General features: G+C 66.3%; 17 protein-coding genes and 2 pseudogenes. 9 read left to right on the plus strand and 10 right to left on the minus strand.

Features of this window, described 5'->3' with window-relative positions:
• The first annotated feature begins 98 nt into the window (after positions 1–98).
• Positions 99–632: a 2-phosphosulfolactate phosphatase gene (locus H4V99_RS13990; RefSeq protein WP_280679292.1), complete on the plus strand. Its 534-nt coding sequence runs from the start codon at positions 99–101 to the stop codon at positions 630–632.
• 3 nt (positions 633–635) lie between these two features.
• On the opposite strand, the gene H4V99_RS13995 is transcribed toward H4V99_RS13990, so the two are convergent.
• The 5 genes from H4V99_RS13995 to H4V99_RS14015 all read right to left on the minus strand — a co-directional run bounded on the left by H4V99_RS13995 (position 636) and on the right by H4V99_RS14015 (position 3,825).
• On the minus strand, positions 636–1,022 hold the full coding sequence (locus H4V99_RS13995) for a RidA family protein (RefSeq protein WP_280679294.1): 387 nt from the start codon (positions 1,020–1,022) through the stop codon (positions 636–638).
• A gap of 113 nt (positions 1,023–1,135) precedes the next feature.
• A complete protein-coding gene (locus H4V99_RS14000) occupies positions 1,136–1,630 on the minus strand; it encodes a SprT-like domain-containing protein (RefSeq protein WP_280679296.1) in 495 nt (164 codons plus the stop codon).
• Complete coding sequence (locus H4V99_RS14005) at positions 1,623–2,765, minus strand: PQQ-dependent sugar dehydrogenase (RefSeq protein WP_280679298.1); 1,143 nt, start codon at positions 2,763–2,765, stop codon at positions 1,623–1,625. Before H4V99_RS14005 ends, H4V99_RS14000 begins: the two co-directional genes overlap by 8 nt.
• A gap of 11 nt (positions 2,766–2,776) precedes the next feature.
• Positions 2,777–3,214 (minus strand): hypothetical protein, encoded by a 438-nt coding sequence (locus H4V99_RS14010; protein ID WP_280679299.1) that lies wholly within the window; start codon positions 3,212–3,214, stop codon positions 2,777–2,779.
• A gap of 227 nt (positions 3,215–3,441) precedes the next feature.
• Positions 3,442–3,825 (minus strand): YccF domain-containing protein, encoded by a 384-nt coding sequence (locus H4V99_RS14015; RefSeq protein WP_280679300.1) that lies wholly within the window; start codon positions 3,823–3,825, stop codon positions 3,442–3,444.
• 123 nt (positions 3,826–3,948) lie between these two features.
• Here H4V99_RS14015 and H4V99_RS14020 point away from each other — a divergent pair, with 123 nt between their 5' ends.
• Positions 3,949–4,617 (plus strand): GAP family protein, encoded by a 669-nt coding sequence (locus H4V99_RS14020; RefSeq protein WP_280679301.1) that lies wholly within the window; start codon positions 3,949–3,951, stop codon positions 4,615–4,617.
• 91 nt (positions 4,618–4,708) lie between these two features.
• On the opposite strand, the gene H4V99_RS14025 is transcribed toward H4V99_RS14020, so the two are convergent.
• From H4V99_RS14025 to H4V99_RS14040, 4 genes are all read right to left on the minus strand, one after another.
• On the minus strand, positions 4,709–5,749 hold the full coding sequence (locus H4V99_RS14025; protein WP_280674510.1) for an IS3 family transposase: 1,041 nt from the start codon (positions 5,747–5,749) through the stop codon (positions 4,709–4,711).
• A complete protein-coding gene (locus tag H4V99_RS14030; RefSeq protein ID WP_280674508.1) occupies positions 5,722–6,084 on the minus strand; it encodes a hypothetical protein in 363 nt (120 codons plus the stop codon). The genes H4V99_RS14025 and H4V99_RS14030 overlap by 28 nt, the downstream gene beginning before the upstream one ends.
• Positions 6,085–6,414: 330 nt before the next feature.
• Complete coding sequence (locus H4V99_RS14035) at positions 6,415–7,665, minus strand: hypothetical protein (RefSeq protein WP_280679303.1); 1,251 nt, start codon at positions 7,663–7,665, stop codon at positions 6,415–6,417.
• Positions 7,666–7,721: 56 nt separating this feature from the next.
• On the minus strand, positions 7,722–8,162 hold the full coding sequence (locus H4V99_RS14040) for an EVE domain-containing protein (RefSeq protein WP_280679305.1): 441 nt from the start codon (positions 8,160–8,162) through the stop codon (positions 7,722–7,724).
• 40 nt (positions 8,163–8,202) lie between these two features.
• Here H4V99_RS14040 and H4V99_RS14045 point away from each other — a divergent pair, with 40 nt between their 5' ends.
• The 7 genes and pseudogenes from H4V99_RS14045 to H4V99_RS14075 all read left to right on the plus strand — a co-directional run bounded on the left by H4V99_RS14045 (position 8,203) and on the right by H4V99_RS14075 (position 14,791).
• A complete protein-coding gene (locus H4V99_RS14045) occupies positions 8,203–8,724 on the plus strand; it encodes a hypothetical protein (RefSeq protein WP_280679307.1) in 522 nt (173 codons plus the stop codon).
• A 51-nt stretch (positions 8,725–8,775) separates the two neighbouring features.
• Entirely contained in the window at positions 8,776–9,441 is a 666-nt protein-coding gene (locus H4V99_RS14050) for a DUF1684 domain-containing protein (protein ID WP_280679309.1), read from the plus strand.
• Positions 9,442–9,583: 142 nt separating this feature from the next.
• Positions 9,584–9,811 (plus strand): SHOCT domain-containing protein, encoded by a 228-nt coding sequence (locus H4V99_RS14055; RefSeq protein WP_280679310.1) that lies wholly within the window; start codon positions 9,584–9,586, stop codon positions 9,809–9,811.
• Positions 9,811–11,262, plus strand: a pseudogene (locus H4V99_RS14060) (multicopper oxidase family protein). Before H4V99_RS14055 ends, H4V99_RS14060 begins: the two are co-directional and overlap by 1 nt.
• 269 nt (positions 11,263–11,531) lie before the next feature.
• Positions 11,532–13,127, plus strand: coding sequence for a DEAD/DEAH box helicase (locus H4V99_RS14065; RefSeq protein WP_280679311.1), 1,596 nt, complete (start codon positions 11,532–11,534; stop codon positions 13,125–13,127).
• Positions 13,128–13,298: 171 nt separating this feature from the next.
• Positions 13,299–13,793: a GNAT family N-acetyltransferase gene (locus tag H4V99_RS14070; RefSeq protein ID WP_280679312.1), complete on the plus strand. Its 495-nt coding sequence runs from the start codon at positions 13,299–13,301 to the stop codon at positions 13,791–13,793.
• Between the two features lie 32 nt (positions 13,794–13,825).
• A pseudogene (locus tag H4V99_RS14075) lies at positions 13,826–14,791 on the plus strand (nucleoside hydrolase).
• 593 nt (positions 14,792–15,384) lie between these two features.
• Here the strand turns inward: H4V99_RS14075 and H4V99_RS14080 are convergent.
• A complete protein-coding gene (locus tag H4V99_RS14080; protein WP_280679314.1) occupies positions 15,385–15,969 on the minus strand; it encodes an NUDIX hydrolase family protein in 585 nt (194 codons plus the stop codon).
• Positions 15,970–16,062: the final 93 nt, after the last annotated feature.

The following is a 16,062-nucleotide window of genomic DNA, read 5'->3' on the forward strand; positions in this document are numbered from 1 at the left end:
CGGCGCGCGAGAACCGGCGCGCCCACCGATTTCGGGCGCGGCCACGGGTGCAGGCCCGACGGGGTCACCCGCCACCCACGCCGCGATACCCTGAAGCAATGAGCAACGCACCCTCGCAGCAGAAGTACCAGGTTCGCTTCGACTGGGGTCAGGCCGGGTGCGACGCCCTCGCCCCGCTCGCCGACGTGGTCGTGGTCGTAGACGTTCTCTCCGAACCGGATGCCTCGGCGCCCGTCATGCACGTGCCCCCCGGCACGCGGGTGATCGCGGCCGGTTTCGGCAATCGCAGTGCCGTGGCGGAGTGGGTCGTGGCCCGCCAGGCCGAAAAGGGTGACCGATTCTCCGTGGCTGTCATTGCGGCCGGGGGACTGCGCAACGATGGCACTCTGCGGTTCGCGGTCGAAGACTATCTGGCCAGCGGCGCCGCAATCGATGCGCTCATTGAGCTCGGGATCGATCACTGTTCGCCCGAGGCGGCGGCAGCATCCGCTTCGTTCGTGGGTCTGAAGCAGGCCGTGCGGCACCTGGTGAGCGCGTCCGAGAGCGGTCAGGCGCTCGTGGCTCTCGGCCGCGACGCCGAGGTGCGCCTTGCTGCCCAGCTCGATATCACGACAGACGTGGCCGCCAACTAGCGATTAGAGCGCAGCGACCGCATCGATCTCCACGAGAAACTCGGGGTTCGCGAGGCCGGCCACGCGCAAAACCGTGACGGCGGTGGGATGCTGACCCCATTCCGACGCCGAGGCCGCGTATGCCTCACTCAGGTCGGCGCTTTCGGTGAGATGCACCGTCATTTTGGCCACGTTTTCCTGCGTCGCTCCCACCTCGGCGAGCACGGCGAGCAGGTTGCGTAGCGCCTGACGCGTCTGGCTGAGGGTGTCGGCGCCCACAATCCTGCCGCGCTGGTCGACGCCGTTCTGGCCGCCGATAAACATGAGGCGGCGGCCCGGATCCACTAGGGTTCCCTGCGCGAACGCCACGTTGCGGTGCACGGATGCTGTGTTGATTTTTATGACCACCATGGGGGTATCCCTCTCCCTCACGCGCGCTGCGCTCCTCTCAGTGAACTCGGGTTCGTCGCGCGCAGCAAGACCCCGTACGGAGTGTTTACACGTCTGCAACACCGCTGAACGCATCATTGACCAGCGGATGCCGCAGCTCGGCGTCGCGCTGCCGCCGTGATTTCCCGATGTGCCCAGGTGATGGCATTTTCGGTGCGGAAACCGCGCCCGCAGAGCCCGCAGCTCAGGGGCCTGGTGGGTTTGCGATACCGGTAATGCGTGTGTCCGGCCGGGCACGACCCTACCCACGGAGCGAGTTCGTCGGCGATCTCGCCGTCGTGGGTGCGCTTGCCGTCGTAGCCGAGGTCGTGCGCCAGCTTCTTCCAGCGCGGGCCGTGCCCCGCGCGCGGACCCGCCATGGCATGCGCCACCTCGTGCAGCAGAATCTGGTGCACATCGTCGTCGTCATACCGGGAGGCGAGGTACCGAGACACGCTAATGCGTTTGTGCGTGAAGTTGCACTGCCCCGCCCGCTTCTTAGCGTTGTCAAAGGCGAACGACCAGCTCGGGTCGAGGTGAAGCGCCATGAGCGCGTGGGCCCAGTGTCGCACCCGCACGAGATCAGCCACCGGCGGCACTTTCGACGCGAACTTCAAAAAGCCGGTCATCGCCGGCGCTGGGAGTACCTCGTCCATCCGTGTTGTTTGTCATGAACCACACTGTGCCACCAGGTCCGGGCACTACGTCACGGAGGCGGCCATAGTCGCGCACAAAATAGGCGATGGGGGTCACTGTGGAGGAGTCGATGTTGGGCGAGACATCAACGCTCCAGAGGCGCTCGCCGCGCAGACCGGCCATGAAGAGCGTGTCGCCCACGATCGCGATTCCACTGGGGCTGGCGTCGGAGGTCGCCCATTCCTGCACGGGGTCCGTGTAGTCGGGGTTGTCGCCGCGTCCCTCCACCACCGGCCAGCCGTAGTTGTTGCCGGGCTCAATCAGGTTGAGTTCGTCCCAGGTGTTCTGGCCAAACTCGCTTGCCCATAGGCGTCCGCTCGAGTCCCACGAGATGCCCTGCGGGTTACGGTGGCCGTAGGAATACACGAGAGTGCCGAAGGGGTTGTCGGCCGGAACAGCACCGGTGGGGGTCAGGCGCAGAATCTTGCCGCCGAGCGCATCGAGGTTTTGCGACTGGGCCGTGTTGCCGGCATCTCCCACGGTGGCGTAGAGCATGCCGTCGGGGCCGAACGCGATGCGTCCGCCGTTGTGGTTTGATGCCCGCGGGATGGCGTCCAGCACGGTCTCGGCCGCCCCGAGGGTGTGGCCGCCCGCGGAGCCGAGCAGCGGCATCCGTTCGATGCGGTTGTCGGTGGCCGTGGTGAGGTAGGCGTACACCCAGTCGTCGGAGTAGGCGAGGCCCAGCAGGCCGCCCTCGCCGGAGGGGCGAGCGTCGGTGACCGTGCCCACGTTTCGCAGTCCGCCGTCGGGGAGTAATTCGCGCACCCGCGTGGTGTCGCGCTCGCTGATAAGGGTGCCGCCGCCCGGCACGCGCAGAATCGACCACGGTGCGTCGAGGCCGCTGGTGATCGCGACCGGGTCTCCCACCAGGCGCACGGTGCCGGTGGGCGCGGCGGAGGTGTCAGACCCGGGAGTCGACGTGGGTGGTGCCGCCCGCGGGTCGTTTCCGCCCGTGCCGGAACAGGCGCCGAGCAGGAGCACAGCCGCCAGGGCGAGGCTGCCGGTGGCCAGTCGCGTGCGTGCAGTCATCGGCGTCTCGCTCAGATGCGCGGCTTGCGCTCAGCGATGAAGGATTCGACCACGGCCACGGCAACGAGGCAGCCTTCGAGCTCCTTGGCGGTGGCCCCGTCTTTCTCGCGCAGAAAAACTGCGGCGGTGAAGTCGGTGAGAGCGGCGTCGAGCTCGCCCCGATCGAAGTGAACCTTGCCGCGATTCTGGCGGGCCTCGGCGGCGGACGTCGTCCACTCGTGCGTCTCGGCGTCGAGAATGCAGTGGTTCAGCTCGGCCTGAGCCTCGTCGAGCTTGCCCTGATACTGCAGAACCTGCGCGCGCCGAATGCGGCTGGCCACGGCCTGCTCGCGATCCCCGGTGAAGCGCGACAAACGCCAAGCCTCGTTCGCGATTTCCCAGGCTTCGTCCAGGCGCCCGAGCAGACGCAGCAGACTCACCTTTTCGTTAAGCGCAGACAGGCTGCGCATGTTGCCGAGGGCGTCGAGACGCTCGCTGGCGGCGGGCAGGTCGACTTTTTCACGCAGCGTGAGTGCGTCGTAACCGATGATGATGCTCAGGGGGTGTTCCTGACAGACGGCGGCCGAAGCCGCGGGAAATTCGGACTCTTCAGCCTATCCCCGTCGCCGGTCCCTGTGCGTGAGATCCCTCGGCGTGAGTGGAATTCGCCACCCCAGAACGGATGCCTCGCGCGGCCCTACCCGCGCCCCGACGTATCGACAATCTCCTTACCGAGCGGCAGCAGAGCCACTGGCACCATTTTGAAGTTTGCGATTCCAAACGGAATGCCGATGATCGTGAGGCACAGCGCAATGCCGCTCAGAATATGCTCGAGCGCAATCCACCAGCCGGCCAGAATCACCCACACCACATTGCCGAGGGCCGAGCCGATGCCGGCGGTCGGCTTGTCCACAATCGTCTTCCCGAACGGCCAGAGCGCATAAATACCGATGCGCGCCGCCGCGATCCCCCACGGAATCGTGACAATGAGAACACACATAATGACGGCGGCAAGCATGTATCCGAGGAAGAGCCAAAAACCGGAGAGCACGAGCCAAATGATGTTGAGGATCGTCTTCATAATGTTCCATCATGCCAGCCTGTTGCGAGGTTGACGAGGCCTCCCTGAGCGCCGCGGTCAGGCTACTCTGGGCGCCAGTTCGTGCAGCTTTCGGCGAACGCCATTCGGAGAGGTCGCCTGCCCATGCTCGATGTTCTCGTTGCCGTGCTGCCGTTCGCGCTCGGAGCGCTCGTCGCCTCTCTTCCGGTCGTCGCCATGGCGGCCGTGATCGCCACCCTCAACTTTCGACCCGTGCTGCGAAGCTTCACAGCGGGCTGGCTTGCGGGGCTTCTCACCACGGGGGTGCTCGCGCTTGTTCTCACGGGTGCCGTCACTCTCGCCACGGACTCCGTCGCCTGGGCCTCGTGGTTGCGCGTCGTTCTCGGCGCCGCGCTGGTCGCACTGGGCGTGCGCCGTTTCGTGACCCGTGCACGCCGCGGCGAGGAACGAACGGAGCCAAAGTGGGTGCCCGTGATGCAGAACATTCGCCCGGGTCGCGCCTTCGGGGTGGCGTTTCTGCTCGGCTCCATCAATCCCAAGAACGCTCTGATCGTGCTGGCGGCCGTGGCGGCCATCGTGAATGCGAGCAGCGCCGTCGTGGAGCAGTTCGTGGGCCTTTTCGTTTTCGTGGTGGTGGCCAGTCTCGGTGTGGTGGCGCCCGCGGTAGCACTTCGCATGCGGGGTGATCGCGCGGCCGCTCCGCTGCACAGCTTCGTGGACTGGTTCGCGCGCCACAGCGACCTCATCATCGCCGCCGTTCTGCTGCTGCTCGGGCTGCTGGTCCTCTCCGCGGGCCTCGGCGCGCTGCTGTAGCGCACGCATCCGCTGCCCCGCCCGGCTGAACTCGCCGCGGCATCCGTCGTCGCGCCCGAATTCGGGGGCCGCTACGCCCGTTCGGTAGTTGTCAACCTGCTTGAGACAGTAGGTGGGTGTTGATGCCTGTGGGTTGGGGTAGTGGTGGTGCTGTGGGTGGTTGGCGGAAGCGTGTGGGGTGCTGGGCGTAGTAGGCGTCCAGTGCCCGTTGTCGTTGCGCGTGGATGAGGTGGGCGGTGCCGTCAAAGACGGATGCTGGGGTGTGCCGGCCGAGACCGCTGTGGCGGTGTTGGGTGGCATACAGGTCCAAGAAGTCCTTGGTCCATTGGCGGGCGTGATCGCGGTGATCGAATCGGTCCGGGGAGCTGGGGTCGTACTTGATGGTCTTGAACAGTGATTCTGAGAAGGGGTTGTCGTCGCTGACCCGGGGGCGAGAGTACGAGGTGATGATGCCGTTGCTCTCGAGGGCGTTGATGAGGTCTGTGGAGCGCATGGAGGACCCGTTGTCGGAGTGCACGACTGTGGGGGCGCCGTGGGTGGCGATCGCGTCGGTGAACAGTGTCACAGCGCGTTTCTTCGAGATGTAAGTCTCGATGCACCAGCCAATGGGGTAACGCGAGAACACGTCAATGATCAGGTAAAGGTAGTACCGATCGTGGTAGCTGGGTCCGTTCAATTCGGTGATGTCCCACGACCACAAATCCCCGGGCTTGAGCGTCGCGACGGCCGGAGTGCGCGGTGACGGGGAGCGCGGGGTTCGGGTGCGTCGACGATCCCCGACCAGGCGGTGAGCGTTGGCGACCCGGTAGAACGTGCGCTGCGAACACGCGAGAGTCCCGGCGTCGAAGGCGTGCCAGTACGTTTGCACCACCGATTTGTCTTCATATTTCGGCTCGCAGAGCACGGAGAGTATCGTGGCGCGCTCGTGCGTGTCCAAGGCTGCGGGTTGCCGGCGTTCGCGGTGCGGGATCGCCTCAGCCACGGGGCGGTAGTGCTGGTAGCCACGGCTGAGCCGGTAATACGTTGACCGTGGCATCCCGACCAGACGACATGCGTCCACGATCGGCATCGCCATTTCTTGGGCCAGTGCCGTGACCGTCAAGGTCAGGACAGCTTGCTTCGTTTCAGCCACGCCGCGTACTCGCCCGCGCTCATCAACGCTGGTGGGATCGGTGTTTGTTCCTCGTTCGAGCGGGTGGTGATCCCGTCCAAGAGCTCGAATGCTTTTCCCAAGATTTGTTGTGCTGCTTCGGACTGCGCGACCTTCTTCTTCAAAGCCTCGTTTTCCATCCGCAGCCGCGCCAACTCCGCACGATCGCGATTGTCCATTCTTTGTGGTGACCTCTCTGACGTTGCGACCATCGATGCCGTCCATTCTCCATCGTCGCGAGCCCTCAGCCAACGATTCACCGTGCCCTTTGCCAAGTCGAACTCGCGCAGTAACCGCACCTTCGCGCCTCGTTCCACGCACTCATCCCAGCGGCGTATGTACTCAATCCGAAACGCCAACGGAAACGACCGCCCACCATTTCTCGTTCGACCTATCGCCATATCATTCATGTCCTGCTCCGATTCAGCGTCCGTCACCACGATGTCTCACGACCATCATGGCAACTAACGGGTTACCGTAGCGCCGCCCCATCTGGGGCGCGACGAGGGGTCACGGGGTCTCGACGGGGCTCGACCAGCGAGATGCGGGCGCTTTCAGGGCAGGGTCACTAGGTCTCGACGGGCCTCGACCAGCGAGAGGGGCGCCGACCAACGAGAGGGGGCAATGCGGGGCGGAACGGGAGCGGCTCAGCGGGCGTCGTAGTGAGCCAGGGCGTCGGCATCCGTGGCGTGCGTCATGGCCCGGCGAGCATTGTCGAGGGCGATGACCGGGTCGGCCTCCACCTCGGCCAGAGACAACTGCCGCTCGGCCTCGGACAGCCGAGTACGAGCACCAGCCTGCACGCGACCACGATGTGCGGCGATGAAATCCCGGGTGATCGAGAGCTGACTGCGCGCGGTCAGCAGCGCACCAGCCAGAGCGGTGCGCGCATTCTCCAGGCGCAACTGCCGATTGCGGGCTTCGGAGCGCATCACATCGAGGCCGTCCATCACCTCGCGCAGATGAGCGAGATCGACGGCCGGGTCACTGAGGCGCTGGGGTTCACGCAACTGGGCAAGCTCCGTGCTGGCCGCCACGATCACGCTGTTCAGGTTGGCGCTGGTGTCGGCCTCGTCGTGCGCGTCGCGCAGCCCCCGGGCCTCGGCGAGTTCGGCGGCGGCAGCATCGGTTGCGCGCCCGAGGTTCGCGAATCCAATATGCAGTTCGTCTTCACCGCTCTCGATCGCGTCGAGCAGCTGCGTGGCGGTGAACAGACCGTGTTCGGCAGCGCTCATCTGCTCGCCCACCGGTTCTGAGGCGGCGAGACGGGCGGCGGCCTCAGCGCCAGCGCGGCGGGCGTTTTCGAGGGCGACCTGAGCGCGGGTGACGTTGGTGCTGATGGGCGCGAGAGCGTGTGCGGTGTAGCTGAGGGCCAGCCGGTCCAGGGTGCGGGTGCCGCCCACCACCCGGTCGGCGGTGCGGTCGAGGCGGCGCATGAGCTGCTCGAGCATCTGCGGGGCGGTGCGTTCCACGCCACGCTTCTTGTCAAAGTTCCGGGTCTGAGCCTCGAGGCGCTGCGTGGCCTCGTCGGCAATGGCTCGAATCTGCTCGTTCCAGCGGCGAATCTCCTCGGCCGAATCCGGCACCGTGTCATCGAGTTTCTGCTGCAGCGCAAACGCCTCGGTGAGCTGGCGCCGCGACAACGTGAGGGCCTTGGCAAACTCCCGCGTGGAATTCTCGCCAAACTGCGCGCTGGCGAAGTCAAGTTCGTCGGTCGCGTCTTGCACGAGGTCATCCGCTCGAACGAGACTGACCGCGGCCTGCTGGGCGAGCGCTCTGGCAGCATCGGTTTCGATCTTCAGACGCGCCCGGGTGCGACGGCGACTCAGCCCAACGAGCACGAGGATGCCGGCAACGACGATTCCTAAAACCACCAGCGAGGGCAAGAACGCGTCCATTCTCTGAGTCTACTGACCGCACGCTGGGCGATCTGTGCGCGGCGCCGGGAAGCGCGCTAGAGGTCGTCGGCGCTGGGACGACGCATCTGCTGGCGGATCATCTCGAAGTCGTGACGGGAGATCTCGATCAGGCCACGGCGCAGCTGATATCCCCAGTTCGGGTTGCCCCGGGTGAGTTCCAGCACCGACAGCAGCGGCCGAATCGACGTGGCCACAGCGTGCGGGTCGTAGTCGGCCCGCCGGCGCCAGGGTTGGAACTCGCTGCCAGGGTCACCGATGGGGGCGAGGGCGGCATCCGTGATGCGGGCAATCGCGGTGAACTCGCGCAACACCTCACCCTCGAATGCGGTCTTCGGCGAGTAATACACGAGGCCGTCAGATTCGCCCATGCCAGCGAGCGTCGCGCGCGCGGCCTGGCTCGCCTGGGCCATGCCCTGGTGAACGCTGCGCAGCACCTGCTCGCGCTGGGCGACCCCCAGCCAGAAACGAATTGCCACTCTTCAGTTGTACAACATGCGCGTGGTCCAGACTGGGAGTATGCGCGTATTACTGAAGAAAGTCCTTGATTGTGAACCGGATGCCGCCTGGCGGGCCATTCGAAGCCCCGCGGTTTTTCGAGAGGTCAGTTCGCCGCTCCTCGCGGTGGATTCCCTCGAATCCAATGGGTTTCCCACCATGTGGGCGCCCGGCGACCACCCGGCGACGTTTCGCATGCTGGGACTCGTTCCGATGGGCACACAGGTGATTCGACTCGCTGAGGAGAACGAACGTGCTGATGGGGTGCGTATTCTGCGGGACACCGGTTACGGCGTGTCGGGTGCCCTCGCGGCCGTGACGCTCTGGGACCACCGCATGGCCATTGCACCCGATCCCGCCGGCACGGGCAAGACGCTCTACCGCGACCAGCTCATTTTCAAGGCGGGACTCGGCACGATCGCCCTCTGGCCCAGCTTTTGGGCGTTTTGGCAGATCCGGATGCTGCGCCTCCAGCAGCTCGCACCCACCTGGCGTCACGATGTGGGCGTCGATGCGCCTGCATCTTCGGACACCGCGGCGTAAGAACGGTCGCGGCGAGGGGAGTCTGTCGGTTGTCGGCGCTACTCTGTTGGCATGACTTCTTCCCTTGGAGCATTACAGATCGCTGACTGGCGTCGTCGAGTGTTCGGACTCTATGCGGGCGTGCGTCAGCTCAGCGTGCAGAGTCCGGAGTCCGGGCACGAACTGTGGCGGTCGGGACGGGACGAACTGTTTGCGGGACATCCGTCGTCGCCGCTGCTGCCGGACGATCGGGCCGCCTTCACCGGGCTGCCGATCGCAGCGTACGACCCGGACTGGCGCTTCGAGGTGGAGGTGCACCGCGCGGAGCACCCGCTGCGCATCAGCGTGGACACCGGAACCGACGGCACCGTGCCCTTCGACCTGGTGGGCACCGTGCGACTCCCCTACCTCGGCTCGCTCGACGTGTGGCACCTCGGCAACTACGGCGGCGGCCTGTTTCTCCCGGTGAAAGACGCACTCGCCGGTCAGCCCGGCGGCACCTACGGGGGTGGCCGCTACCTGCTCGACACGGTGAAGGGCGCCGATCTGGGCCCCGGCGTCGACGACGACACCCTCATTCTCGACTTCAACTTTGCCTATAACCCGTCGTGCGCCTATGACCCCATGTGGGCCTGCCCGCTCGCCCAACCGGGCAACACCATCGACGTGGAGGTGCCGGTGGGCGAGCTCTACAACGGTGACAGCTTCGGCGAGGGGTCCGACTCTGCCGGGTTCTGACGCGCGTCCGCGTGTGGTTACCGGTGCGCTCCCGCTGTGCTCCCGGCGAACTCCCGGCACTGCTGATACCCCACCGGGTATAAAGGGGTTAGGCTGGAAGAAACGGCCGACCGACTGATTCGGCCGGCGAATGGAGACTGTCATGATGTGGGGCGCGTCAAGCATGGGGTGGACCTGGGGATTCGGACTGCTCGTGATCGTCGGCGTGGCCCTCATTATCTACGTGCTCGTGCGGGTGTTCTCGGGTCGCCCCACGAAGGCCGCCCCGCAGTCGGGCGCGCGGCTCATTCTCGATGAACGCTTTGCTCGGGGGGAACTCACCGAGGAACAGTATCGCGAACACCGGCGAACACTGGCGGACGATCGATAATGCGCCCGATCACCCGCCGCACGGCCCTCCTCCTTGGCGGAGTGGGGGCAGCCAGTGTGGCCGTGGGTGCGACGGGTCTGACTCTGCAGGCATCCACGCTGCTGCCCGCGGAGCTGAACGGCGGCGCAGAACTCACAGAGCCGACCGAGCTGAGAAGCTCCGGCGGCGCACTCACCGTTGATCTCGAGGCGACGGCCGGCCAGCTAAGCGTGGCGGGACGAACCGTGCAGGCCCTCGGCTACAACGGCGGCACACCCGGGCCCACCCTGCGCATGCGAGCGGGCGACACCGTGAACGTGAGCCTCCGCAACGGCCTGACCGACCCCAGCAATCTGCACGTGCACGGACTGCACGTCTCCCCCGAAAATAACGGCGACAACATGTTCGTCACCGTGCCGGCCGGCGACTCCTTCGACTACGAATACACCCTGCCGGCCGACCACCCCCCGGGCGTATTCTGGTATCACCCGCACCACCACGGTTTCGTCACTGATCAGGTGTTCGGCGGCCTATTCGGTGCGATCATCGTGGACGATCCCGACCCCATCCCCGCCACCCGCGAGCGCGTTCTCATCATCTCCGACGTCACCCTCACCGCAGGCGGAACCGTTGCCACCGCAACAGCCATGCAAAAAATGTCCGGCCGCGAAGGCGAACTCGTTCTGGTGAACGGACAGCTCAGCCCCCGCCTCACGGCTCAACCCGGCGACCGCGAACGCTGGCGCATCGTGAACGCCTGCGTCTCCCGCTACCTGCGATTACGCCTCGACGGGCAGCAGATGTCTCTCCTCGGCATCGACTCCGGCCGCTTCGCTTCCCCTCGCGAGGTGGCGGAGATTGTGCTGGCCCCCGGAAACCGAGCCGATGTTCTCGTGACCGCAGCCGAGGGGACATCCGCTCTACACACGCTCGCGTATGACCGCGGAAACGCCGGCGGAATGATGGGCGGAGGGTCCACCAGCACGGCCGACACGACCCTGGCCACACTGAACGTGGCCGGTGAGGTGGCGGCAGAGTCGGGTGCAATTCCTCGTCAACGCACGCCGCGGGACCTGCGGAGCGCCGCCGTGACCGCGCGGCGCGAGCTCGTTTTCGCCATGGGTATGGGCGGCATGGGTGGCGGAATGATGTCACCGACCATTAACGGGCGCGCGTTTGATGCGTCGCGAGACGATGAGACGGTTCAGTTCGGGAGCGTGGAGGAGTGGCTGCTGACCAATACGAGCAACCTTGATCATCCGCTTCACCTGCACGTGTGGCCCATGCAAATTGTGGAGCAGAACGGCCAGGCTGTGGACAGCGTGATCTAACAGGACGTCGTGAACATTCCCGCTCGCAGCACGACGCGCGTGCGCATTGCCTTCGACGATTTCAGCGGACGAACCGTGTATCACTGCCACATTCTCGATCACGAGGATGCCGGCATGATGGGCATCATTCAGGCACGCTAAACCCCTGTTTGACTGGCCCGCGACACCGGAAAGCCATTCGTACGGTACAGTGAGGGTACTTGCGAGTGCGTAGTTGCGCTTGCTGCGTCGTAGAACGCCCTCTTCTTATCGCGGCAGCCCCCAGGGCTAGCCCGATTTCGGAATGAAACATTCTTACGGCGAACGGATGTGCCCTTCGGCACCTTCGCCATGTGAATCCTCCTGGTTCCGGCAGCCGCATGCGCGGCCTCGGTTCGGGCGAGGAGTCTGATGCCTGAAAGGCACCACTCTTGACTGAAATTGCATTTAGCGCGCTCGGCGTGCCCACCCCCCTCGTAACGGTTCTCTCGTCGCAGGGCATTGACAGCGCCTTCCCCATTCAGGTGGACACGCTGCCCGACACCCTCAAGGGCCGCGACGTTCTCGGCCGCGGAAAGACCGGCTCGGGCAAGACCCTCGCCTTCTCCATCCCCATGGTGTCCCGCCTCGGCGGCAAGCTCGCCGGTGGCAAGCGCCGCCCGGGTCGCCCGCTCGGCCTGATTCTTGCGCCCACCCGCGAGCTCGCCACGCAGATCACCAATGCCATCACCCCGCTCGCCGAGGCCTACGGCCTCAACACGACCACCATCTTCGGTGGCGTCTCGCAGAACCGTCAGGTGTCCGCCCTCAAGAGCGGCGTCGACATTGTGGTGGCGTGCCCCGGCCGCCTCGAAGACCTCATGAAGCAGGGCTTCGTGAACCTCGACTCCATCGAGATCACCGTGCTCGACGAGGCCGACCACATGGCCGACCTCGGCTTCCTCCCCGTCGTGACGCGCATCATGGACAAGACGCCCGGCGACGGCCAGCGCATGCTCTTCTCCGCAACGCTCGACAACGGCGTGGACAAGATCGTTCGCCGCTTCCTGCACGACCCGGTGATGCACTCCGTCGACGAGGCCAACAGCCACGTGTCGGCCATGACCCACCATGTGTTCGAGGTCACCGGCACCGACGCGAAGAAGGACCTCGTTCAGAAGCTGGCCTCGGGCAGCGGACGACGCATCCTCTTCATGCGCACCAAGCACCAGGCCAAGAAGCTCGCCAAAAGCCTCACCGACTCGGGCATTCCCGCCGTCGACCTGCACGGTAACCTCTCGCAGGTTGCGCGTGACCGTAACCTCGCCGCGTTCAGCGCCGGCGACGTGAAGGTGCTCGTAGCAACAGATGTCGCGGCTCGCGGCGTGCACGTGGACGACATTGAGCTCGTGATTCACGTTGACCCGCCCGCCGAGCACAAGGCGTACCTGCACCGTTCGGGCCGTACCGCCCGTGCCGGCAGCGCCGGTGACGTGGTGACCGTGGTTCTCCCCGAGCAGAAGCGCGACACCGACGCTCTGCTGCGCAAGGCCGCCATCAAGGTGACCCCGCAGCGCGTTGATGCTGGTTCGGCCGCCGTGGACGCCCTCGTGGGCGACGTGGCCGCGTATGTGAAGCCGGCGCCGCGCGTTGAGCAGCCGCAGCAGCAGCGCCAGTCGCAGGGTGGTCGCTCACAGGGCGGCCGTTCGCAGGGTGGCCGCTCAGGCGGGCGCTCAGAGGGTGGGCGTTCAGAAGGCGGTCACGGTCAGCGCAGTGACCGCGATGGTGGCGGCCGCGGTTCACGCGACGGCGCCCGTGACTCGGGTGGACGCGACGGCGCACGCTCCAGCAGCGACTCGGCCTCGGCCGGTGGCGCTCGTCGCTCCTCGCGTCCGGCCTCGGCCGGCCGCAGCCAGAACGCTCCCGCCGGCACCGCAGCCGGACGCTCCGGCGGGCCCCGCGTGGGCAGCCTCCAGGTGGGCGGACTCGTTCGCGGTTCCAGCACCGGTGGAGCAGGTCGCTCGGCTCCGCGTCGGTCGCAGGGCTAAGCATCCGCTTGCCCTAGGCATCCGCGCGGCGTAGGCATCCGCTTCGCGTAGGCATCCGCTTCGCGTAGGCATCCGCTTCGCTACCTATCAACGGGTCGGTCTCTCACGAGGCCGGCCCGTTTTGCATGCCCGGGTAAAAGGCCCTGCCCAAACGCCGGTAGGGTCGCTTTTATGAACACCACTGTTGTCGTTCGGCCCGTCGAAGAAGCGGATGCCGACAGCCTGGGTCGCGTGCACGCGGCCTGCTGGCACGAGACCTACGATCACCTGCTGACCGCCGCAGCCCTGTCGAAGCTACGGCCCGAGCGCCTCGCCACCATGTGGCACGGCATCACCAAGCGCGGACCGGATTACCGCCAGGTTGTGGCCATTGATGACGGCGAGATTGTGGGCTTCGCCGGCAGCTCTCCCACTGATGATCAGGACCAGCCTGCCGGTACGCGTGAACTCAAGACCATGTACCTCCTCAAGAAATATCAGGGCACCGGCGTGGGCCAGCGTCTCTTTGATGCCGTCGTCGATCCCGGCACGTCCATTCTCTGGGTGGCCGCCGACAATCCCCGAGCGCACGCCTTTTACGCCCGCAACGGCTACGCACCCGATGGGCACGAAAAGGTTGAAGAGGTGCTCGGCGAGCAGCTGCACGAGGTCCGCCTCGTTCGCTAACCGTGGGGGCGGGTGCGAACTAGGCTGAACGGATGCCTACCGCACCCACCATCCCGGTCATCCTCGACGTTGACACCGGCGTTGACGACGCCCTCGCCATTCTGTTTGCCGTCGCCCACCCGGGTATCGACGTGCTCGGAATCAGTTGCGTCGCCGGCAACGCCTCGCTCGAGCGGGTGGTCGAGAACACGCTGCGCATCCTCGACGTGGCCGGTGCACCCGACATTCCCGTGGCTGCCGGAGCGCGCCGCCCGCTGCTGGAGCCGGCACGCTCGGCCTCGCACGTGCACGGCGAGGGCTGACTCGGCACGCTGCGCCTCCCCCCGAGCGACCGCACCGCGGTGGCAGGCAGCTCCATCGAGCTGATGCGTTCCCTCATCGAGGCGAGCCCCCGCCCGGTCACGCTCGTGGCACTCGCTCCGCAGACCAACCTTGCGCTGCTGCTGCGTCAGTACCCCGATCTGGCCAACAACATCGAGCGCATCCTGTTCATGGGAGGTTCGGCAAGTGTCGGCAACGCCACCGCCGTCGCCGAATTCAACGTGTGGCACGACCCCGAGGCCGCTGCGATCGTGCTGGATGCCGGCATCCCCACGTTCATGTACGGCCTGGACGTGTTCAACCAGGTGGGGATTGCCGAGTCCACGGCATCCGCTCTGGCGAAAGGCGACTCGCCGCTGGGCCAGGTGGTGGGGGCGTTGCTCACCAACCGCATCGTGCTCGGAGCCGACCGGGCCAGCGAATACTCCGGGCTGATCGGCGACGCGGGCGCGGTGTGTGCCCTCGTGGATCCGGGTGCCCTCCGCACCGAGCTGCGTCCGGTGCGCGTGCAACTCGCCGGGTACGGTCGCGGCCAGACTCTGGTTGACCTGCGCCAGCACCCGGGCGAGGACATCGTGCACGGGCTGCACGAGGAGTGGGCCGCCGTCGAGGTGGCTCTCGACGTGGATGCCGCGCGCTACGAGCGCCTGTTCCTCAACACCCTCGGCCTCCGCTGACGCGGGCCGTCCGGCGCCCTCGCCGCGCTCGCCTGCGCGCGGGTTCCACCTCGCGGCCCTCGTTTGCGCGCCCGGCACTCAGCTGCGCGCGGGTTCCGCCTCGCGGCACTCGTCTGCACGCCCGGCACGCGTCTGAATGAGTGCCAGTCAACCAAATGAGTGCCACCACACGTGCACCCCTCCTGGCCACCCCCGGCACACCGCCAATGACCACCGGCTGGCACGCGTTTAGGCGGCCGGCACTCGTTCACACGACCGGCCCTCGTTTGCGCGCCCGGCACTCGTCTGCAAGCCCGGCACTCGTCTGCAAGCCCGGCACTCGTCTGCAAGCCCGGCACTCGTCTGCGTGCGGGCTCCGCCTCGCGGCACTAGTTTGCGCGCCCGGCACTCGTTTGTTTGCCCGGGACTCGTCTGAATGAGTGCCGCGCGGCCAAATGAGTGCCGCCACACGCACGACCCGCAGGCCGACGCCCGGCATGCGCCACCGAACCACCGGCCGGCACTCGTCTGCAGGCGCGGCACTCGTGTGAATCAGTGCCGACCGAGCAGATGAGTGCCGACCTACGCTTGGCGCCACTCAGCACGAAACCGAGTCAGCGCAGCAGGCCCACAGAAGCCATGGCGGAGCGGAGGAGCGCGCCACGACCGCCCTCCATCTCAGCGGAAACGCCCGGGGAAACGGCTTCGTCCGGCGTCATCCAGGTGATTTCGAGGGCGTCCTGGCGGGGATCGCACGTGCCAGTGACCGGCACGACGTAGGCGAGTGACACCGCGTGCTGCCGGTCGTCGGTGAAAGCGGAGATTCCCGGCATCGGAAAATACTCTGCGATGGTGAACGGCACCGGGCTCGCGGGAAGTTGCGGGAACGCCATCGGCCCGAGGTCCTTTTCGAGGTGGCGGAACAGCGCATCGCGCAGCGTCTCGCCAAACATGACCCGCCCCGACACGAGAGTTCGCGTCATTTCGCCGGTGGAGCGCGCCCGCAGGAGCACGCCGACCTCGACAACCTGCCCGAGGCCATCAACCCGCACGGGCACAGCCTCGATATAAAGAATGGGCAGGCGGCGCCGAATTTCGGCAAGTTCCACGTCTTTCAACCACGCGGGGTTGCTATTCGGAACACTGGAGTCACCCTTGGGCAGCCAGTCCGGATCGGGGTCAGGTGTGCGCACGCTCATAGTTTCATTCTTGCGCACCCGAGAGCACATTGCGCACGGCACCGTCGGCCAGCGCGGTTCGGCTGGCACCAAACGCACCTTCCCCGGCGCCAC

Origin of the sequence: Cryobacterium sp. CG_9.6 (genome assembly GCF_029893365.1) — a bacterium.
In the GTDB taxonomy this organism is placed as follows: Bacteria; Actinomycetota; Actinomycetes; order Actinomycetales; family Microbacteriaceae; genus Cryobacterium.

What these genes read in the sequence shown, in the direction of transcription:
- H4V99_RS13990 (WP_280679292.1), top strand. Translation starts at nt 99, where the DNA reads ATGAGCAACGCACCCTCGCAGCAGAAGTACCAGGTTCGCTTCGACTGG.
- H4V99_RS14045 (WP_280679307.1), top strand. Translation starts at nt 8,203, where the DNA reads ATGCGCGTATTACTGAAGAAAGTCCTTGATTGTGAACCGGATGCCGCC.
- H4V99_RS14080 (WP_280679314.1), bottom strand. Translation starts at nt 15,969, where the DNA reads ATGAGCGTGCGCACACCTGACCCCGATCCGGACTGGCTGCCCAAGGGT.
- H4V99_RS14070 (WP_280679312.1), top strand. Translation starts at nt 13,299, where the DNA reads ATGAACACCACTGTTGTCGTTCGGCCCGTCGAAGAAGCGGATGCCGAC.
- H4V99_RS14020 (WP_280679301.1), top strand. Translation starts at nt 3,949, where the DNA reads ATGCTCGATGTTCTCGTTGCCGTGCTGCCGTTCGCGCTCGGAGCGCTC.
- H4V99_RS14035 (WP_280679303.1), bottom strand. Translation starts at nt 7,665, where the DNA reads ATGGACGCGTTCTTGCCCTCGCTGGTGGTTTTAGGAATCGTCGTTGCC.
- H4V99_RS13995 (WP_280679294.1), bottom strand. Translation starts at nt 1,022, where the DNA reads ATGGTGGTCATAAAAATCAACACAGCATCCGTGCACCGCAACGTGGCG.
- H4V99_RS14015 (WP_280679300.1), bottom strand. Translation starts at nt 3,825, where the DNA reads ATGAAGACGATCCTCAACATCATTTGGCTCGTGCTCTCCGGTTTTTGG.
- H4V99_RS14005 (WP_280679298.1), bottom strand. Translation starts at nt 2,765, where the DNA reads ATGACTGCACGCACGCGACTGGCCACCGGCAGCCTCGCCCTGGCGGCT.
- H4V99_RS14055 (WP_280679310.1), top strand. Translation starts at nt 9,584, where the DNA reads ATGATGTGGGGCGCGTCAAGCATGGGGTGGACCTGGGGATTCGGACTG.
- H4V99_RS14050 (WP_280679309.1), top strand. Translation starts at nt 8,776, where the DNA reads ATGACTTCTTCCCTTGGAGCATTACAGATCGCTGACTGGCGTCGTCGA.
- H4V99_RS14010 (WP_280679299.1), bottom strand. Translation starts at nt 3,214, where the DNA reads ATGCGCAGCCTGTCTGCGCTTAACGAAAAGGTGAGTCTGCTGCGTCTG.